This window comes from Flavobacterium daemonense (assembly GCF_007341385.1).
Classification (GTDB): domain Bacteria; phylum Bacteroidota; class Bacteroidia; order Flavobacteriales; family Flavobacteriaceae; genus Flavobacterium; species Flavobacterium daemonense.
Genome location: NZ_VJYD01000008.1, coordinates 36,831 through 53,025 on the forward strand (window position 1 = coordinate 36,831; position 16,195 = coordinate 53,025).

At 33.6% G+C, this 16,195-nt stretch carries 17 protein-coding genes; 9 read left to right on the plus strand and 8 right to left on the minus strand.

Translation table 11 applies throughout. The annotated features are described in order from the left end of the window. Positions 1 to 83: 83 nt before the first annotated feature. Positions 84 to 887, plus strand: coding sequence for a Cof-type HAD-IIB family hydrolase (locus FND99_RS11740; RefSeq protein ID WP_144338155.1), 804 nt, complete (start codon positions 84 to 86; stop codon positions 885 to 887). Positions 888 to 993: 106 nt separating this feature from the next. On the opposite strand, the gene FND99_RS11745 is transcribed toward FND99_RS11740, so the two are convergent. Then, positions 994 to 1,512 carry a hypothetical protein gene (locus tag FND99_RS11745; RefSeq protein WP_144338156.1) on the minus strand — a complete coding sequence of 173 codons (519 nt, stop codon included), beginning with the start codon at positions 1,510 to 1,512 and terminating at the stop codon, positions 994 to 996. 484 nt (positions 1,513 to 1,996) lie between these two features. On the opposite strand from FND99_RS11745, the gene mtaB reads away from it, so the two are divergent. Next, a complete protein-coding gene (mtaB, locus tag FND99_RS11750; protein WP_144338157.1) occupies positions 1,997 to 3,331 on the plus strand; it encodes a tRNA (N(6)-L-threonylcarbamoyladenosine(37)-C(2))-methylthiotransferase MtaB in 1,335 nt (444 codons plus the stop codon). Positions 3,332 to 3,492: 161 nt separating this feature from the next. Here mtaB and FND99_RS11755 read toward each other — a convergent pair whose 3' ends face one another. From FND99_RS11755 to FND99_RS11780, 6 genes are all read right to left on the minus strand, one after another. Further along, positions 3,493 to 4,002 (minus strand): hypothetical protein, encoded by a 510-nt coding sequence (locus tag FND99_RS11755; protein ID WP_144338158.1) that lies wholly within the window; start codon positions 4,000 to 4,002, stop codon positions 3,493 to 3,495. Positions 4,003 to 4,055: 53 nt separating this feature from the next. Continuing rightward, on the minus strand, positions 4,056 to 4,772 hold the full coding sequence (locus FND99_RS11760; protein ID WP_144338159.1) for a 3-ketoacyl-ACP reductase: 717 nt from the start codon (positions 4,770 to 4,772) through the stop codon (positions 4,056 to 4,058). Positions 4,773 to 5,047: 275 nt separating this feature from the next. Then, positions 5,048 to 5,416, minus strand: coding sequence for a TonB-dependent receptor plug domain-containing protein (locus FND99_RS11765; protein ID WP_144338160.1), 369 nt, complete (start codon positions 5,414 to 5,416; stop codon positions 5,048 to 5,050). 80 nt (positions 5,417 to 5,496) lie between these two features. Continuing rightward, positions 5,497 to 6,459, minus strand: a complete 963-nt coding sequence (locus FND99_RS11770) for a hypothetical protein (protein ID WP_144338161.1) — start codon at positions 6,457 to 6,459, stop codon at positions 5,497 to 5,499. 2 nt (positions 6,460 to 6,461) lie between these two features. Continuing rightward, positions 6,462 to 6,962: an RNA polymerase sigma factor gene (locus tag FND99_RS11775; protein ID WP_144338162.1), complete on the minus strand. Its 501-nt coding sequence runs from the start codon at positions 6,960 to 6,962 to the stop codon at positions 6,462 to 6,464. 291 nt (positions 6,963 to 7,253) lie between these two features. Beyond that, positions 7,254 to 8,090 carry a DUF6929 family protein gene (locus tag FND99_RS11780; protein WP_144338163.1) on the minus strand — a complete coding sequence of 279 codons (837 nt, stop codon included), beginning with the start codon at positions 8,088 to 8,090 and terminating at the stop codon, positions 7,254 to 7,256. Positions 8,091 to 8,255: 165 nt separating this feature from the next. Here FND99_RS11780 and FND99_RS11785 point away from each other — a divergent pair, with 165 nt between their 5' ends. From FND99_RS11785 to FND99_RS11805, 5 genes are all read left to right on the plus strand, one after another. Then, positions 8,256 to 8,987 (plus strand): hypothetical protein, encoded by a 732-nt coding sequence (locus FND99_RS11785; protein WP_144338164.1) that lies wholly within the window; start codon positions 8,256 to 8,258, stop codon positions 8,985 to 8,987. After that, a complete protein-coding gene (locus FND99_RS11790; protein ID WP_144338165.1) occupies positions 8,984 to 9,406 on the plus strand; it encodes a hypothetical protein in 423 nt (140 codons plus the stop codon). Before FND99_RS11785 ends, FND99_RS11790 begins: the two co-directional genes overlap by 4 nt. Continuing rightward, positions 9,403 to 9,867 (plus strand): hypothetical protein, encoded by a 465-nt coding sequence (locus FND99_RS11795; protein WP_144338166.1) that lies wholly within the window; start codon positions 9,403 to 9,405, stop codon positions 9,865 to 9,867. The genes FND99_RS11790 and FND99_RS11795 overlap by 4 nt, the downstream gene beginning before the upstream one ends. A 219-nt stretch (positions 9,868 to 10,086) precedes the next feature. After that, complete coding sequence (locus FND99_RS11800; protein ID WP_144338167.1) at positions 10,087 to 11,538, plus strand: PhoX family protein; 1,452 nt, start codon at positions 10,087 to 10,089, stop codon at positions 11,536 to 11,538. A gap of 94 nt (positions 11,539 to 11,632) precedes the next feature. Next, positions 11,633 to 13,408, plus strand: coding sequence for a cytochrome-c peroxidase (locus tag FND99_RS11805; RefSeq protein ID WP_144338168.1), 1,776 nt, complete (start codon positions 11,633 to 11,635; stop codon positions 13,406 to 13,408). Positions 13,409 to 13,609: 201 nt separating this feature from the next. Here FND99_RS11805 and FND99_RS11810 read toward each other — a convergent pair whose 3' ends face one another. Then, positions 13,610 to 14,128, minus strand: coding sequence for a hypothetical protein (locus FND99_RS11810; protein WP_144338169.1), 519 nt, complete (start codon positions 14,126 to 14,128; stop codon positions 13,610 to 13,612). A 190-nt stretch (positions 14,129 to 14,318) separates the two neighbouring features. Here FND99_RS11810 and FND99_RS11815 point away from each other — a divergent pair, with 190 nt between their 5' ends. Both FND99_RS11815 and FND99_RS11820 read left to right on the plus strand, forming a co-directional pair. Further along, the gene (locus FND99_RS11815) at positions 14,319 to 15,704 is read left to right on the plus strand and encodes an MATE family efflux transporter (RefSeq protein WP_144338170.1); all 1,386 of its coding nucleotides are present in this window, start codon (positions 14,319 to 14,321) and stop codon (positions 15,702 to 15,704) included. A 160-nt stretch (positions 15,705 to 15,864) separates the two neighbouring features. After that, positions 15,865 to 16,092, plus strand: a complete 228-nt coding sequence (locus FND99_RS11820; protein ID WP_026984926.1) for a hypothetical protein — start codon at positions 15,865 to 15,867, stop codon at positions 16,090 to 16,092. The last annotated feature ends 103 nt before the right edge of the window (positions 16,093 to 16,195 follow it).

A 16,195-nucleotide genomic window follows, 5' to 3' on the forward strand; every position in this document is an offset into this window, starting at 1 on the left:
GTTCAGCATTCAGTCACAGTTTCATGCTGTAATTGCAAACTACGAGTGAATACTAAATACTGAATACTGCGAACTAAAAAAATATGCAGTACAAAATGTTAGTGCTCGACATGGATGACACCTTGTTGACAGACGATCATAGAATTTCAGATTTAAATAAAAAAGTTTTATTAGAAGCTCAAGCAAAAGGAGTTTATGTGGTTTTGGCTTCTGGTCGACCAACTTCGGCAATGACGGCTTACGCAAAAGAACTTGAATTGGACAAAAACGATTCTTATATGATTTCGTTTAACGGAGCCATTATCAGCCGTGTTAAGGATGATTTGGTTTTATTTGAGCAGAAATTGAGTGTTGAACAAATTCACGATTTGTATGATTACAGTGTGAAAATGAATACGCATATCATAACTTATTTAGACGATGAAATTATCAGCGAAACCGATTCTGAATTCATCGAAATCGAAAAAGAAATTACTGGAATGCCACATCTTTTGGTTTCTAGTTTTAAAGATTATGTTGACAGACCGGCTGTGAAATGTATTTTATTAAAAGCGCCATCTGAATTAAAAGAATTAGAAGAAGATCTGAAAGCTAAAATGCCACATTTGAGTGTTTCAATGTCTAAACCTTTTTTTCTTGAAGCGGCGCAGCAAGGAATTGACAAAGCTGCAAGCTTGAAACTTCTGGCAGATAAATTAGGAATCCTTCAAGAGGAAATTATCGCTGTGGGTAATGCCGGAAATGATTTGACAATGATCGAATATGCAGGTCTCGGCGTTTGGGTTGATAATGTTACTCCCGAATTGCGTGATAAAGCTGATTTGATTGTAGCGTCAAATAATAATGACGGAGTTGCAGAAGTTGTGCAAAAATATATCTTGAATTAATCGGTCTTTTTGTAGAATCAGAATACCAATTTTATTTTAAGAAATGCGTTCCAAATCTTTGCAACCTTTACAAAGTTTGCAAAGATTTGGAAAACGTAGTTTCTTATTATTTTTTAGCTACAGAAACAAAATATTTATTTCCGTCACCCATTGTTAATTTTACGCGTTCGTCGCAAAGATCGATTGCAAAAGCGGCGCTTTCATAACAGCTGCAAGTTGTGTTTTTGTCTTTAGACATTTCTGTTTTACAGTTGTTGTTTTTAAAAGCTGCTAATTGCGGAGTGTACAAACTAACTAAATCTGTAGAAGCAGTAACCAGAGAAATAATACTTGCCGAATTGTTGTTCGTAATTCTGTAAACAATTCTATCAGTATAATTGACATCATTTACAGTTACTTTACGAATATACGTATAAGCAGTTGACTCTGCACCTGGTTCTTTTACTTCAAACTTAAAACCAACAGCACGAATAGCAACATCAAATTGCTGCTGCGAGTTTAAACTTGCCCAAGTCGTTAAGGTACTAATCGAAGGAAATGGATTTGCGGCTGGAGCATTAGTTTGCGCTTGCGAACTAAAAATGGTTAAGAACATCAAGCAGATTGTGGGTAAAAATGCTTTCATAAAGTGTGGTATTTGTATTTTGATTTTGCCTACTCTCTTTGGTTTTCGGCTTTCCCATTTCATTTTGTAACACAAAACAACAACATAACGGTTGAAATTCAAAATTGTTATGTCCGATTTATTATTAAATTAATCAACACGTTCTATGATTTCCAAATCAGCCTAAATTCTCATAAAGAATTTAGTTCTAGTAAATGTAAGATTTTTTTAATTTAAATTGCAAAAAAATGTATTTAATCGATGAAATTTGCATTTAATCGATGTTTTTGTCGTTTTATTCTTATTGAATTGTGTTACGTAAAGTTCGAAAAAAATATCGTTAATCAAAATGTTTGCGCAATTTAAGTGTTTTTTATTTTCAATTAAATGGATATTTGTCCAAATTGTTGAAACGAAGTCGATTATTGATTTTCTTTTACAAATATTGTTCGTAAATTTGCAGCCTTAAATTTTTTGACAACGATTTCATTAATTTAAGAGAATTATGGAAAATAGAAAGAAAGTTGCCTTTTATACGCTGGGTTGTAAACTGAATTTTTCAGAGACTTCTACAATCGCCAGAAATTTTAATGACGAAGGTTTTGACCGCGTCGATTTTGAAGAAGTTGCCGATATTTATGTCATAAATACCTGCTCGGTAACCGAAAATGCTGATAAACAGTTTAAACAAGTAGTGAAAAAAGCCATGAAGCTTAATGACAAAGCTTTTGTTGCCGCTGTTGGTTGTTATGCACAACTAAAACCAGAAGAATTGGCAGCTGTTGATGGCGTTGACTTGGTTTTAGGTGCTACAGAAAAATTTAAAATCACTGATTATATTCATGATTTAAGCAAAAATGATATGGGTGAAGTTCACTCATGCGAAATTGCTGAAGCCGATTTTTATGTGGGAAGTTATTCCATTGGTGACAGAACTCGTGCTTTCTTGAAAGTTCAGGACGGTTGCGATTATAAATGTACATACTGCACAATTCCATTAGCAAGGGGAATTTCTAGAAGTGATGCTCTAGAAAATGTGCTGAAAAATGCAAAAGAAATCTCTGCTCAAAATATCCGTGAAATTGTTTTAACGGGTGTGAATATTGGTGATTACGGGAAAGGCGAATTCGGGAATAAAAAACACGAACACACTTTTCTAGATTTAGTTCAGGCATTGGATAAAGTAGAAGGAATTGAGCGTTTAAGAATTTCTTCGATTGAACCGAATTTATTAAAAAACGAAACGATTGAATTCGTTTCTAAAAGTCGCACTTTTGTTCCTCATTTTCATATTCCGCTACAATCAGGAAGCAATGATATTTTAAAATTGATGAAACGCCGTTATTTGCGCGAAGTTTATGTTGATAGAGTAAATAAAATTCGTGAAGTAATGCCTCATGCTTGTATAGGTGTCGATGTAATTGTTGGTTTTCCAGGTGAAACCGATGAACATTTTTTAGAAACCTATCATTTCTTGAATGAATTGGATATTTCATATCTGCATGTTTTTACCTATTCTGAAAGAGATAATACAGAAGCTGCTGAAATGGATGGCGTTGTTCCTGCAAACGTTCGTGCCAAAAGAAGTAAAATGCTTCGTGGCTTATCAGTTAAAAAACGTCGTGCTTTTTATGAAAGCCAATTAGGAACTAAAAGAACTGTTCTTTTTGAAGGAGAAAATAAAGAAGGATATATTCACGGTTTTACCGAAAATTACGTAAAAGTAAAAACGCCTTGGAACCCAGAATTGGTAAATACTTTGCAAGAAATCAATTTGACTAAAATCGACGAAGACGGAAGTGTTCGTATGGAGTTTGTAAATAAATTAGCGGAAGCTTAAAAATATACTCAAAGTATTGTCATTGCGAGGAACGAAGCAATCGCACTAACAATAAGCGGGTTTGCTAATCAAAAGTAATACTGAATGTGATTGCTTCGTTCCTCGCAATGACAAATAAAAAAGCCCTTTTTTAAAAGGGCTTTTTTATTGTATCAAAAAATCTACTTCTTATCCTCAGAAACAATCAATTTCAAAGAATTAATATAATCCGTATCAAATTCAATCACTCGAATTTTTTCGGGATTAAAATTCAATTCACCGCCAAATTCGCCTCTAATATCTAAAAAATCAATTAAAAGTTCTTCCTCTGTAAGTGAAAGCAATTTTCCTAAATAAGCCGATTTAGCTGATTTTTTAGCAATCTGAAAAATGCCGTATTTACTGCTTACATAGTTTAAAATCGATTCCAAATCTTTAATAGGGATAATATCCTCAGAATTGATTTTTAAGCCTTTAAGCCGAATCACTTTTTCGGTAAAAGCCAAATCGTGATCACGATTCACGGCAAGGATATTTTTGTTTCTCAAAATCACAAAACCATCCAAAATAAAATCAACCGGATTATTTCGAAGCAAAATCCAATCGTCAGAATAGTCAATTAGGAATCCGGTAAAAATCTGTTTTTTATCCTCAAATTCTATTTCAACTAATTGTCTTAAATATTGTTCCATCATAATTGTTTTTGGAATTCCATCTCGAAGCTATCGCGATGAAATTTAAATTTTTAAGGGTTTGTTGACCAAATACTACTGTTTTTAATAAAAACTCTTCTGTTCAATTTTAATTGTGCTATAATCAAATCTGCCATATCTTCAGACTGCATTACTTTTTCAGGATTTCCGTCTGTCAGGTTTAGTTCCTTTGCCATATCAGTTGCCACCGTGCTCGGTGTCAGAGCAGTTACACGAATATTGTGTTTTCTCATTTCCTGCATCAAAGAATCGGTTAAACCTAAAACAGCAAATTTCGAAGCGCTGTATGCACTTGTCAAAGCGTTTCCGTTTAAGCCTGCAGTCGATGAAATATTGATAATATCACCAGTTTGTCTTTCAATCATATTTGGGATTACGGCACGAGTTGTATAGTAGGTTCCCATTAAATTCACCTGAATTATTTTTTCCCATTCGCTTGGTTCTAATTCTAAGAATTTCCCAAAAGAAGCAATTCCGGCATTATTGATTAAAATATCAATGTTTTTAAATTCGGCTAAAGCTTTTTCTACAGCTGTGTTTATCGAATTCATATCTGCAACGTCTGCTGCCAAAGCCAACGATTTTACACCTAAGTTATTCGTTTGATCGGCAAGCTGGTCAACATCGGCTTGAGTTCTTGCAAGTAAAATTAGATTTACGCCTTCTTTGGCTAAAGCAATTGCAATGGCTTTTCCAATTCCTTTTCCTGCTCCAGTAATTAGGGCAGTTTTATTTTTTAAGTCTGTCATGATCGTATTTTTTGAAATGCAGAAAGCATCATTTGAGTTACACAAAAATACAGTTTTTGCTTCCTAAAATGATGCTTTAAATGCTTTCTTAATCTAAGTTTAACATGTTTTTGATGTGTAAAAACCTAAGATTTTTTATAAAGAACATCAACTTGATTTATTCTAATAAAAATTGGACTTCAATATTGCTTTCAATTTTTATTTTTTTGAATTGAATGAATAGCTCTAAATTTTTAAAGCATAGATTTTAGAAATTATGTAAAAAGAAATTTGAACTATTTTTTAAGCGTAATAATGATAACTCCGTTTGCACCTTTGTCTCCATAAATTATTTTGGCTTTGTCTTCTTTCACGATATTGATGGATTCAATACTATTTGGGTTTATAGTAGAAAATTCTTTGGAGTTAATTACTTTTCCATCTACAATAACGAGAGGCTCTTTTGCAGAAGATCGAGAGGGAGCACAAATGATAACTCGAGTATTTGGGGGGATTTCTGCAGCGTGAATACTATCTTTTGAAAGAGTATTTGCTTCAGCAGAATTATTTTTTGGAGTTTCTTTTGAAACTGTTTTTTCTTGTGCCGTCATAACGAAACATGAAAGCATAGTTAGGACTAATGAAATAAGTTTTAGACTTTTCACGCTAAATGATTTTAGATAAATGTTAGAATTAAACCTTGTCAAAATCCTCGAAACTTTGACAAAGTTGTGCTGGATTTCAGTTATTTCTTCGGAGTTGGTTTTCCTGTTTTTGTGGTAATGATTACAACTCCTTTTTTGCCTTTTTCGCCATATTTTTCAGTGGCTTCAAGGTCTTGTAAAATGGTTATTGTTTTAATATCCTGTTGATTTAAGGGCGCATACGGACTTGTTGGATTTTTTCCGAATAAATCTTCTTCAGAATAATATATGCCATCAATAATATAAAGCGGTTCGTCAAGAATTACTAATGATTCGACATTTTCCGGTTGTACATTCGGAAGTTCTGCCTGCATCATTTTATCTCTTTTTGAGTCATCGCTATGTGCGATTGCGTTTCCATTCATGATGATTAAAGGCGCGCTTTTTTTAGCTTTTGCAGCTTGTTTGTCGGCAAAAGCAACTTTTGCGCCCTCTTTTTCGGGATAGCCTATATACCCAACTTGTGAATTGTTTTCTTTTTTTGAAAGTATATTATCGTTTTCTTCATCAGCATTTTCTTCACTAGCAATTACGGTTTCTGCTTGGGTTCCAACGATTAATGGTGAAGATGCTACAGTTTCAGTGTTTGAGCCTGTTGTTTCTTGTATTGCAACTCTTTCTTTATGTTTTATCTGATTTTCTAAAATTGCTTTGCCTTCTTCTTTTGTAACTAATTCTGAATTTGAAGAAACTGCTGCATTGTTATTTTCTTCCGAATTGTTTTTAGTTGTTTGATTTTGTGTATCATTGGTTACAACTGAGTTAGTATTTTCTATAGTCGTTTTTTTATCTGTTTTCAGAAATTGATAACCTAATGAGATTACTAATAAAAGTGAAGCTGCAACAGCAATTTTTTTCCAAAGCGAAATGGCTTTTTTATCTTCTTTTTTATCGAGTTTTTGCTCAACACGCGACCAGACTTTTTCCATTCCGGGAAAATCCTTTGCTGGAGCATTTTCAGCAGCTTCTTTAAATTTGTCGAATATTTTATCTTGATTGTCCATGACTATTTTGCTTTTTGATAATACAATTTATTAACCAGATCTTTTAGTTTGGTTTTTGCGGCATTCAATTGTGATTTCGAAGTGCCTTCTGAGATATTCAGCATCGCCGCAATTTCCTTATGTCCAAAACCTTCAATAACAAAAAGGTTAAAAACAGTTTTACAGCCATCCGGAATATGATTTAATAAATTGAGTAAATCCTCTTCTTCCAGTGCGCTCATTTCGTGGGTAAAAGGCTGAGAAAGCACTTTTACATCATCAAGATACATGTTGAAATTGGTGTTTTTCTTGATCGTTGCTAAACAATGATTCACAGTAATTTTTCTTGACCAGGCTTCAAAGGCTTTGTCTTCCTTAAGCTGATCCAGTTTTGTGAAAATAGTATAGAAAGCGTCGGCCAAAGCTTCTTCAATTTCTTCTTCTTTCTTGAGGTATCGTTTGCAAACGCGATACAATTTTGGAGCCAAATGCTCATAAACCTGACGCTGGGCGTCGCGGTTCATTTTTTTGCAGTTAGAAATTAGCGTTTCGTTTATCACAATGTTGGTCTTTATTTATAAAGAGAGCGAAAAAGATAAAAAGGTTGGGACAAGGATGAAAAAAAAAGTTTTTTTTTTAGGTTCAGAGGGGCAAAGGTTCAAAGGTTTTTATCGTAGAGGCGCACAGCAGTGCGTCTAACGTCTTGTAAATCTGCAATTTTGTCAATCATTTTTACATTCTTTGCGGAGACGCACTGCTGTGCGCCTCTACGGTACTATTGTAATTGAAAGGCTTTGTGCGGTTTTGTGTAACTCTTATTTAATCGGCAAGGTCAATTTATAAATCTTCGTTTCTAAAACTTCGGTATCATTATCCTCGCAAAGTAAAAATTCGATTTTGTTGTTTTCTTTTTTATAGAAAGTCAAACCTTCAAATTTATTTGTTGAGGTTATTTTTTGAGTAAAATCAATTTTCAAGGTTTTAAGATCAATTCTTCCAATAAAACTTCCTAGAATTTCGCCATCGTCGTAAGTTGATTTTGTGTCTTCGGCAGTTGAAAGGAAATAGATTTTGTCTTCGACTAAAATCGCATCTGTAAAACTGGAACGAACGCCTTTTATTTTTGGCAGTTTGTAATTTACAGCAATCAAAGCAAATTCTTCGTCTAGCTTTTTGGCGTGAATTGTAAAAATGGTGTTTTTATTTGTAACGCCGTTTCCTCTATTGAATAAATACCAGTTTTCGCCATCGAAAATGGCACCTTCTAAATTGAAATCTTCTGGTTTTATTTCGCCGAAATTCTGCATTAAGCCATATAAATCGACTAGATTATTTTTCTGTAAAACGGTTTTCGATTTAAGATCAAATTCGATCATTTTATTTCGGTTTTCGGTGGAACCAGAACCAAAAACATATAAAGTATCATTATGATGCGTGATCGATTCAAAATCAGGTTTTAAGTTTTTGGGAATATTTTGTGTTGGATTATCAATTAAAGGATGTTGATTTAATTGCTGATTCTGCATGTTGTATTCGTAAAGAAATCCGCTGTTGTCGCCAATGACATAAAGTGCGTCATTATTGTAAAATAATCCTGATGCAGAACCGATTCCGATGATTTGAAATAATATTTCTAATGTGAATTTTTCCATGAATGTTGTTTTGAAAAGTAATAAGTCACAAGTCTTCAGAAAGATATGCCATGTAAAATTAGACTATTTAGCAGGATAAAAAAATCAAAAACCAAATAAATTTTGTAAAAATTAACCTACATTTGAATTGAAGGAAAAATCGCAATTAATTTAAACATAAATATCATGAATACAAGCACTTTTAGATTTGGAGAAAAAAACGATTTAAAACCTTCTAAAGATAACAATCTATTTGGAGATCCGTTTTGGGGAGAAGCAGGAAGTATGAAGTCAAGAAGCGTATATGTGCAATTGAACGAAAAAGAAAAAGCTTTGATGCTAAAAGCAAACTACATTCAAATGATTAAAAAAGCCCGAGAAAGAAATTATAATATGGCGGCAGATTGTTTGCAATGGTGGCTAGATGGCACGGGATTTACAAAAAATATCGATTTTAAGTGGCTTAGAAGACAAAGAGAGGTCATGTCAGCTGAAGATTTGAATTTAAAGCGTTTTGGTGAAAAACTTGAAGAATATGGAAAGACCTTAGAAGAGGGTGATACAGCAAAATATGACGATCATTTTGAACATCAGGTTAGGGCTGGCATCTTCGGAGAATTATATTATGCTAGCGGAGACAGTACTTTAAGTTCGCAATGTTATTTTAAGATAACGAAAAAAGGCGACAACTATATTGTAACTGGAATTATAAAACATTTTTGGTCGGATCGATACGATTGGCACAAAGGTGCATCTGCCTATATTCCTAGTTTTGGAAACATCGGAGATTCGGATGCTCTTTTAGTTGAAAAATATTGCGGAGCAAAACCGTTTGAGATGAGAGCCGAGTGGAAGCAAAGTTTTGACAAAATATTTGAATCAGGTTTTTTAGGAAGCTTAAACATTAACTTAAAATGAAAAAAAAGATTTATGTAGTATTAACGATTCTAATAGTTTTATTTTCTACATATTATTATTGGAATAATAGATACGTAGAACTTCGCCCTGTAGTTTTAAACAATGATGTTCCCAGATTTAAAGTGTTTAATCGTCAGATAGTAATTTTTCAAAATGATTTTTATAGAATCGCCGGGCGAGATGAAATTCCGTCAAATTTCTACAAGAATATTAGATTTGTTTTAGACCATGAACTAAAAGATTATATTGTAAAAGATGGTGTGATTTATATTAAATATAAAAATATGAATGATTTAGAAATGATTTGGAATTATACCACTAAAACCAACGATTTAGATTGGATAAAACAGAAAAAGGAAGAAGATAGATTTAATAGAGAGAATAAAAAGCACTCTAAAGATTCTAAAATAGAAAAATGAAAAAGAAAATATTTATCGTATTAATTGTATTAGTTCTTTTGTTTTCTACTTATTATTATTGGCAAAACAGATATGTCGTAGTTAAACCGATAATAGCCATGGAGTACGATCGTCAAATAATATTATTTGACAATAGTTACTTTAGATTCGCTGAACCAAGTGAGATTTCGCCAAATTTCTATAAGCATATAAAATTTGTTTTGAGCCGTTCTGCCATTGATTATGTCGAAGAAAACGGCATTATATATGTTCGAAATAAATTCTTTAATGATATGGAGCTTGCTTGGAATTACACTAATAGAGCTAACTCTGTGGAATATTTTAAAATGGAAAGAGAAGTGGATAGTATTAATCTTATTTACGAAAAAGAATATGTAGATTCACAGAAAAAAATAATAGATGGTTATCTAAAAGAAATCAAAGCTACCTCTAAAAATAATTTTTATTATTATAGATTTTGAAAAAGGAAGATTTAAAAAAGAGTCTTAAAGTAAGGCTCTTTTTTTTGTTTGAATGTTACTGCAAGTTTATGAGTATTTTGTATTACTAAATTATTGTTAATTTTTTCAGCAAGACAGGTTCTTTGTGGTAAAAATCTTCTTTTTATGATAATGTCAAAATGATTTTCAGTTAAAATGGCGGGATTTACTTTGTAAAAAAATAAAAAACCTTTTTAGCTCATGAAACGAATTATTCTACCATTAATTGTTTTAGGCTCGCTGGTTGTTTCTTGCAACAACGATTCTAAAGATGACACTGTACCAACAAGTGTTGTATTGAAAGACCAATCTGTAACGCCAAGTTTATTAAAGGCGCAGGCAGGATTTGAAAATTTAAAAATTTATTCTCTTTTTAGTTCAGATGATGTTTTGCCAGACAGTCCAAGTTTTGTTTTTGGAGGTTCTGCCGATGGTTCTGGTTTATTAAAAAACACAGATGGGACTTTCACTTTTTTAGTAAATAACGAAGACAATTTTGCAGTTTCTAGAATTACTTTAGACAAAACATTCAAACCTACAAAAGGAGAATATTTGCTGAATTCTAGCGGAGGAACTTGGAGATTGTGCGGTGCAACTATGGCTACGCCGGCAGAACATGGTTTTGGTCCCGTTTATTTGACTTGTGGAGAATCTGGAGAAGAATCTCGTACGCATGCATTAAACCCTTATGGAGATGTAGGTTCTGCATCTGTATCTAAAGAATTACCTGGTTTTGGACGTTTAAGCGCTGAGAATGCTTTGCCATTACGTTCTAGCGCATACAGCGGTAAAACAGTTGTAGTAATTGGCGATGACGATTCTGGAACTTATGGAGGTCAGGTTTTTATGTATGTATCAAATACTATTGGCGATTTAACAAATGGTTCTTTATACATGCTGAAAAGAAATGATGATAACCAAAGAGAAAAAGATATGGAAACAGGTAAAACATATCCGGTTTCTTTTGTGAAAATCGATAATCACACAACGCTTACAGGTGCGCAAATCAATGCGGCTGTAAATACGTTGAAAGCAATCAAATTTGGTCGCGTTGAAGATTTAGATTACCGAAAAGGTGGTGGAAATGCTGACCGTGAATTGTATTTTAACGTAACTGGACAGGCAACAACTGGAACAAATGCTGATGGTTCAAGAACAAAATACGGAAGAGTTTACAGACTTAATCTTGATGCTGCTGATCCTTTAAAAGGTACATTGGAAGTTGTTTTAGATGGAGATAACAGAAGTGGAATTGCAGGTAAATTTCAAAATCCGGATAATGTTTGTGTGACTAAAAACTACGTTTACGTTCAGGAAGATGCAAATGGATATGGAGATGAAACGCACGATGCCTATATTTATCAATACAATATCGCTACAAAAGATTTAAAAGTTGTAGTTGAGTTAGATCACCGTCGTACTGCTGCAGATGCTGCAAAATACAATGTAGGCGGAACGTCAAAATTTGGAGATTGGGAATACGGTGCTTTGATCGATGTTTCGGAGCAAGTTGGTATTGCTGATACTTTTATGTTAAGCGTTCAGCCACATACTTGGACAGGCGCAAAATATAAAAGCCCAGACGGAGGAAAAAATCGTCCTGATGAACAGCAGGCAAGTCAAATTGTAGTTATTAAAGGTTTGGCGAGATAAACGCTTAATTCATTATAAACAGATATCCACTATTTCAATTTGAGGTAGTGGTTTCTGTTTTTCTAAATATTCCTCTTTTAATCGTTACTATAACATGAAAAAAATATATTGTTTGTTATTCTTGTTTGCATTTGTTGCATGTCAGAAAAAAAACAAGCATCAGGAAATCAATGAAATGTTTCAGAAAGACATTGTTTTATTAACCGAAAAAGTTGCTAAACTAGAATATTCTGTAAAGTCAGATTCTACGGAAACACAAATTCAGAGACAATTTCTGGAAGCGCACGAATGTTACAAAAAAGTCGAAATGATAAGTGAATATTATTCGCCTGCAGTTTCGAAATCAATTAACGGCCCAGCAATACCTGAATTTGAAGAAAATGATAAAGTGACCGTTCAGCCCGAAGGATTTCAGGTTATCGAAGAATTGGTTTTTCCGAAATACAATAAAGAAAACAAAAAAGAATTGCTTCAGGAATTAGGTGTTTTATCTGGAAATTTAATTCGGTTAGAAAAAGTTTCGAGTTCCAATGAATTGACTGATGCTCATGTTTTTGACGCGATGCGATTAGAAGTGTATCGAATTCTAACACTTGGAATTACTGGTTTTGATTCGCCAGTGGTTTTAAATTCACTTCCTGAAGCTCAAGTTTCTTTGGAAACAATTGAAAACTATTATCGTGTTTACACTCAAAATCAAAAAACAACAAATTCAAAACAAGTACTTCAGATTTTAGAAAGCGGAAAAAGGTATTTAAAATCGAATACCAATTTTAATGCTTTTGACCGAGCTTATTTTATAAAAGAAATTTTAAATCCGCTGAGCAGAGGAATTTTTAAAACACAGTCCGAATTAGGAATTCCGTTAATGAAAGAACAGCGCGGTTTAAAAGTTACGGCTCAGACTTTATTTGACAAAGATGCTTTTGATGCCGAAGCATTTTCGGGATTTCCAGATTATAAAACCACACCAGAAAAAATTGCATTAGGCAAAAAGTTATTCAATGATCCAATTCTTTCGGGAAATAATACGCGTTCTTGTGCTTCCTGTCATCATTCTGAAAAAGCACTTACAGACGGATTAGAAAGAGCAGTTTCGCTTGACGGAAAATCGATGATTCAGCGCAATACGCCAACGCTTGCCAATATCGCATTTCAGCGTGTATTTTTTGCAGATTCCAGAGTGAGTTACCTCGAAGATCAGGTGGTCGCGGTTATTAAAAATGAAAACGAAATGCATGGTTCCCTGGAAAAATCGGTTTTGGCAATCAAGCAAAATGACGCTTATGTAGCGTCTTTCAAAAAAGCGTTCCCGAAAGGTGAAATAAATGAATTTGCAATCAAAAATGCGTTAGGATCTTACATTCGTTCGTTAAGCCATTACGATTCTAAATTTGATCGTGTGATGCAAAACAAAGAAACTTTTACTGCCGATGAAAAAGTAGGTTTTAATTTATTTGCCGGAAAAGCAAAATGTGCAACTTGTCATTTTATTCCGCTTACAAATGGAACGGTTCCGCCAAATTTTGACCGAACAGAAAGTGAAATTTTAGGCGTTCCCAATAAAAACAAAAAACTCGATGGCGATTTGGGAAAATTTGTAATTACGCAGGCAGCGATTCATAAAAACTCGTTTAAAACGCCAACTATCCGAAACATTGAACTTACAGCGCCATACATGCACAACGGAGTTTATAAAACGCTTGAAGAAGTAATCGATTTTTATAATGAAGGTGGCGGAATTGGTTTAGGTTTAGATGTTCCAAATCAAACTTTGCCCGAAGACAAATTGAATTTATCTGATAAAGAAAAAAAGCAGTTAATTGATTTCATGAAGACTTTGACGGATAAAAAATATTCTAGTAATTAGATAATGTGTCAATTTGATATAGAGATAATTTTTCATCTTTGTCAAAGTTTTATCACAATCTACAACAAACCCGACAGGTTTTGAAAACCTGTCGGGTTTACTTTTTAATTAAATAGGGACTTTTATAAAACACCAAACCCGGCAGACTGTGCGATCTGCCGGGTTCATACCAAAAACAAAAAATAAATTAAACCTTAACTTTTATAAATCAAAACCATAAGCGACGCGCAATGCGACTTGATTGGTTTTGAAGTCGTGATAATCTTCGTAACGTACGCTCAAATCAATGTATTTGTTTGCGTATCCAATTCCTGGCGCCCATAAAAAAGTCGTTTTGTCATAACCATTTGTTACTGCAAAACCGGCACCAACTTCACCTAAAACATAGAACTGGTCTTCCCAGACAAAGGCTTTAAAGCCAGCTTTTGCAGGAATAAACCCAAGATCTTTGATGTCATTTCCAAGATCATCTTTACCCATAAATAAATTGGTAAATCCTGTTGTTAAGGTTAGTGATGTTCTTTTAGACAAGTCATATTGTAAACGAACATCTCCGCCAAGCGACCAATTATAGTCATTATCTGTCGGAATTCCTCCATTTAAACCAAAACCTAATCTAAAACCCTGATCGTAATTTGTTGCTGCATTGTCCTGTGCAAAAGTGTTGTTAGCGTATAAAAATGCAAATGCAGCGAGGCATATAAATTTTAATTTTTTCATGGCAGATATATTTGAATTATTAATAATGTAAAAGTATAATCAAGGGCTTTTGGACTTGTTATATAATTTTTTGAAATCGTTACATAATATTAGGGTGCGCTTAATTTTGCCTTAAAAATGGGATATATTTTTATTGATAGGACAGAATTCACCGCTTCTGATTATCTTTGCCGACTAAATAAAAATAGAAGTGAATTTAAAGCAGTACACTAAAGAGTTTTCTTATAATTTAAAACTGGCATATCCTGTAATTCTGGGAATGGTCGGGCATACTTTAATAGGTATTGTCGACAATATTATGGTTGGAAAATTAGGAAGTACTGAGCTCGCTGCAGTTTCATTAGGTAACAGCATGATTTTTATTGCGATGTCTTTAGGAATTGGGTTTTCGACTGCCATTACTCCAATTGTTGCCGAGGGCGATGCCGAGAAAAATGATGTTAAAATTCGTTCTGCATTTCATCACGGATTATTTTTATGTACAATTTTAGGATTGTTTCTTTTTGGTGTGATTGTTTTGGCAAAGCCAATAATGGAAATGCTGGATCAACCTGCAGATGTAATTAAATTAGCAAAACCATATTTGGATTGGGTTGCTTTTTCACTGATTCCTTTAATCGTTTACCAAGGTTACAAACAATTCGCCGATGGATTATCGCTGACAAAATATTCCATGTATGCTATGATTATGGCAAATGTGCTTCACGTAGGAATCAATTATATGCTGATTTACGGAATTTGGATTTTCCCTAAAATGGGAATTATTGGTGCTGCACTTGGAACCGTAATTTCTAGAATATTTTTGGTGTCATTCATGCATATTATGCTGTCAAGACGAAAGGATTTAAAGCGTTTTTTCAAAAATTTCAGTTTCAATGAAATTAAAAAAGCGACTCTAAAAAAGATAATCAGCATTGGGTTTCCATCGGCCATGCAAATGCTTTTTGAAGTGGTATTGTTTACAGCATCAATCTGGCTTTGTGGTAATATTGGAAAAACAAGTCAAGCAGCAAATCAAATTGCTTTGAGTTTAGCCTCAATGACTTTTATGTTTGCAATGGGATTAAGCGTGACTTCGATGATCAGAGTCAGCAATCAAAGAGGCTTGATGGATTATAAGAAACTGGTTGTAGTGGCGAGATCTATTTTCCTTCTTGCTGTTATTCTTGAAACTGTTTTTGCCATTTTGTTTGTCGCTTTTCACGACTATTTACCATACATCTTTTTAAATATGGAAAATACGGGACAGGTTCTGGATAATAGCGAAGTAATCAGTATCGCGTCAAAATTGCTTTTAATTGCGGCTGTTTTCCAAATTTCTGACGGAATTCAAGTTGTGGTTTTAGGTGCTTTGCGCGGTTTGCAGGATGTAAAAATTCCTATGTACATCACTTTTGTGGCGTATTGGGTAATTGGTTTTCCCGTTTCCTATTATTTGGGAGAATACACAGAACTCAAAGCACAAGGTGTTTGGATTGGTCTTTTAGCTGGTTTAACTACGGCGGCCGTTTTCTTGTATCTTCGTTTTCATTACTTAACAAAGAGATTAATAACTAATTCAGTTCCAAATAGCTAAATTTGAAGCATAAAAATATATTTGCCACAGATTTCCCAAATTAGCACAGATTTAAGTGTTTAGCTTTTTAAATAAAATCCTTTTAATCTGTGAAATCTGTGGCAAAAAAAAATAGCCTGTACAGCAGGCAATTATAAAATCTAAAATAAACTTATATACTATGGAATTACCTAAATTTTTACTTGGAGACAATACTGATTTTCCAGATGATATTTTCATCATTCACTTAGATTATCCTCGATTTATTATCAATTTGAAAGATGATGAGGTTGAGTTTCTAGAAGAAGCTGAAGATCTTGATGAAGCCGAATTAAATGCTGAAATGGAAGGCTTGATCGAAAAAGCAAATGATTTTTACGATAGAGAAATAAATCGTTACGAAGAGTAAAAACGTACTGCATACGTGTGATTTTTTTCTTCTGTGTTACTACTTAACGCAAAGTTGCGAAGTCGCAAAGTTTTTTATCATGAGGCTTTGAAATAGAACTTTG

Coding starts and splice junctions, on each gene's coding strand:
- FND99_RS11800 (WP_144338167.1), top strand. CDS start 10,087: ATGAAACGAATTATTCTACCATTAATTGTTTTAGGCTCGCTGGTTGTT.
- mtaB (WP_144338157.1), top strand. CDS start 1,997: ATGGAAAATAGAAAGAAAGTTGCCTTTTATACGCTGGGTTGTAAACTG.
- FND99_RS11795 (WP_144338166.1), top strand. CDS start 9,403: ATGAAAAAGAAAATATTTATCGTATTAATTGTATTAGTTCTTTTGTTT.
- FND99_RS11775 (WP_144338162.1), bottom strand. CDS start 6,962: ATGAACCGCGACGCCCAGCGTCAGGTTTATGAGCATTTGGCTCCAAAA.
- FND99_RS11810 (WP_144338169.1), bottom strand. CDS start 14,128: ATGAAAAAATTAAAATTTATATGCCTCGCTGCATTTGCATTTTTATAC.
- FND99_RS11745 (WP_144338156.1), bottom strand. CDS start 1,512: ATGAAAGCATTTTTACCCACAATCTGCTTGATGTTCTTAACCATTTTT.
- FND99_RS11790 (WP_144338165.1), top strand. CDS start 8,984: ATGAAAAAAAAGATTTATGTAGTATTAACGATTCTAATAGTTTTATTT.
- FND99_RS11760 (WP_144338159.1), bottom strand. CDS start 4,772: ATGACAGACTTAAAAAATAAAACTGCCCTAATTACTGGAGCAGGAAAA.
- FND99_RS11805 (WP_144338168.1), top strand. CDS start 11,633: ATGAAAAAAATATATTGTTTGTTATTCTTGTTTGCATTTGTTGCATGT.
- FND99_RS11780 (WP_144338163.1), bottom strand. CDS start 8,090: ATGGAAAAATTCACATTAGAAATATTATTTCAAATCATCGGAATCGGT.
- FND99_RS11740 (WP_144338155.1), top strand. CDS start 84: ATGCAGTACAAAATGTTAGTGCTCGACATGGATGACACCTTGTTGACA.
- FND99_RS11770 (WP_144338161.1), bottom strand. CDS start 6,459: ATGGACAATCAAGATAAAATATTCGACAAATTTAAAGAAGCTGCTGAA.
- FND99_RS11785 (WP_144338164.1), top strand. CDS start 8,256: ATGAATACAAGCACTTTTAGATTTGGAGAAAAAAACGATTTAAAACCT.
- FND99_RS11820 (WP_026984926.1), top strand. CDS start 15,865: ATGGAATTACCTAAATTTTTACTTGGAGACAATACTGATTTTCCAGAT.
- FND99_RS11755 (WP_144338158.1), bottom strand. CDS start 4,002: ATGGAACAATATTTAAGACAATTAGTTGAAATAGAATTTGAGGATAAA.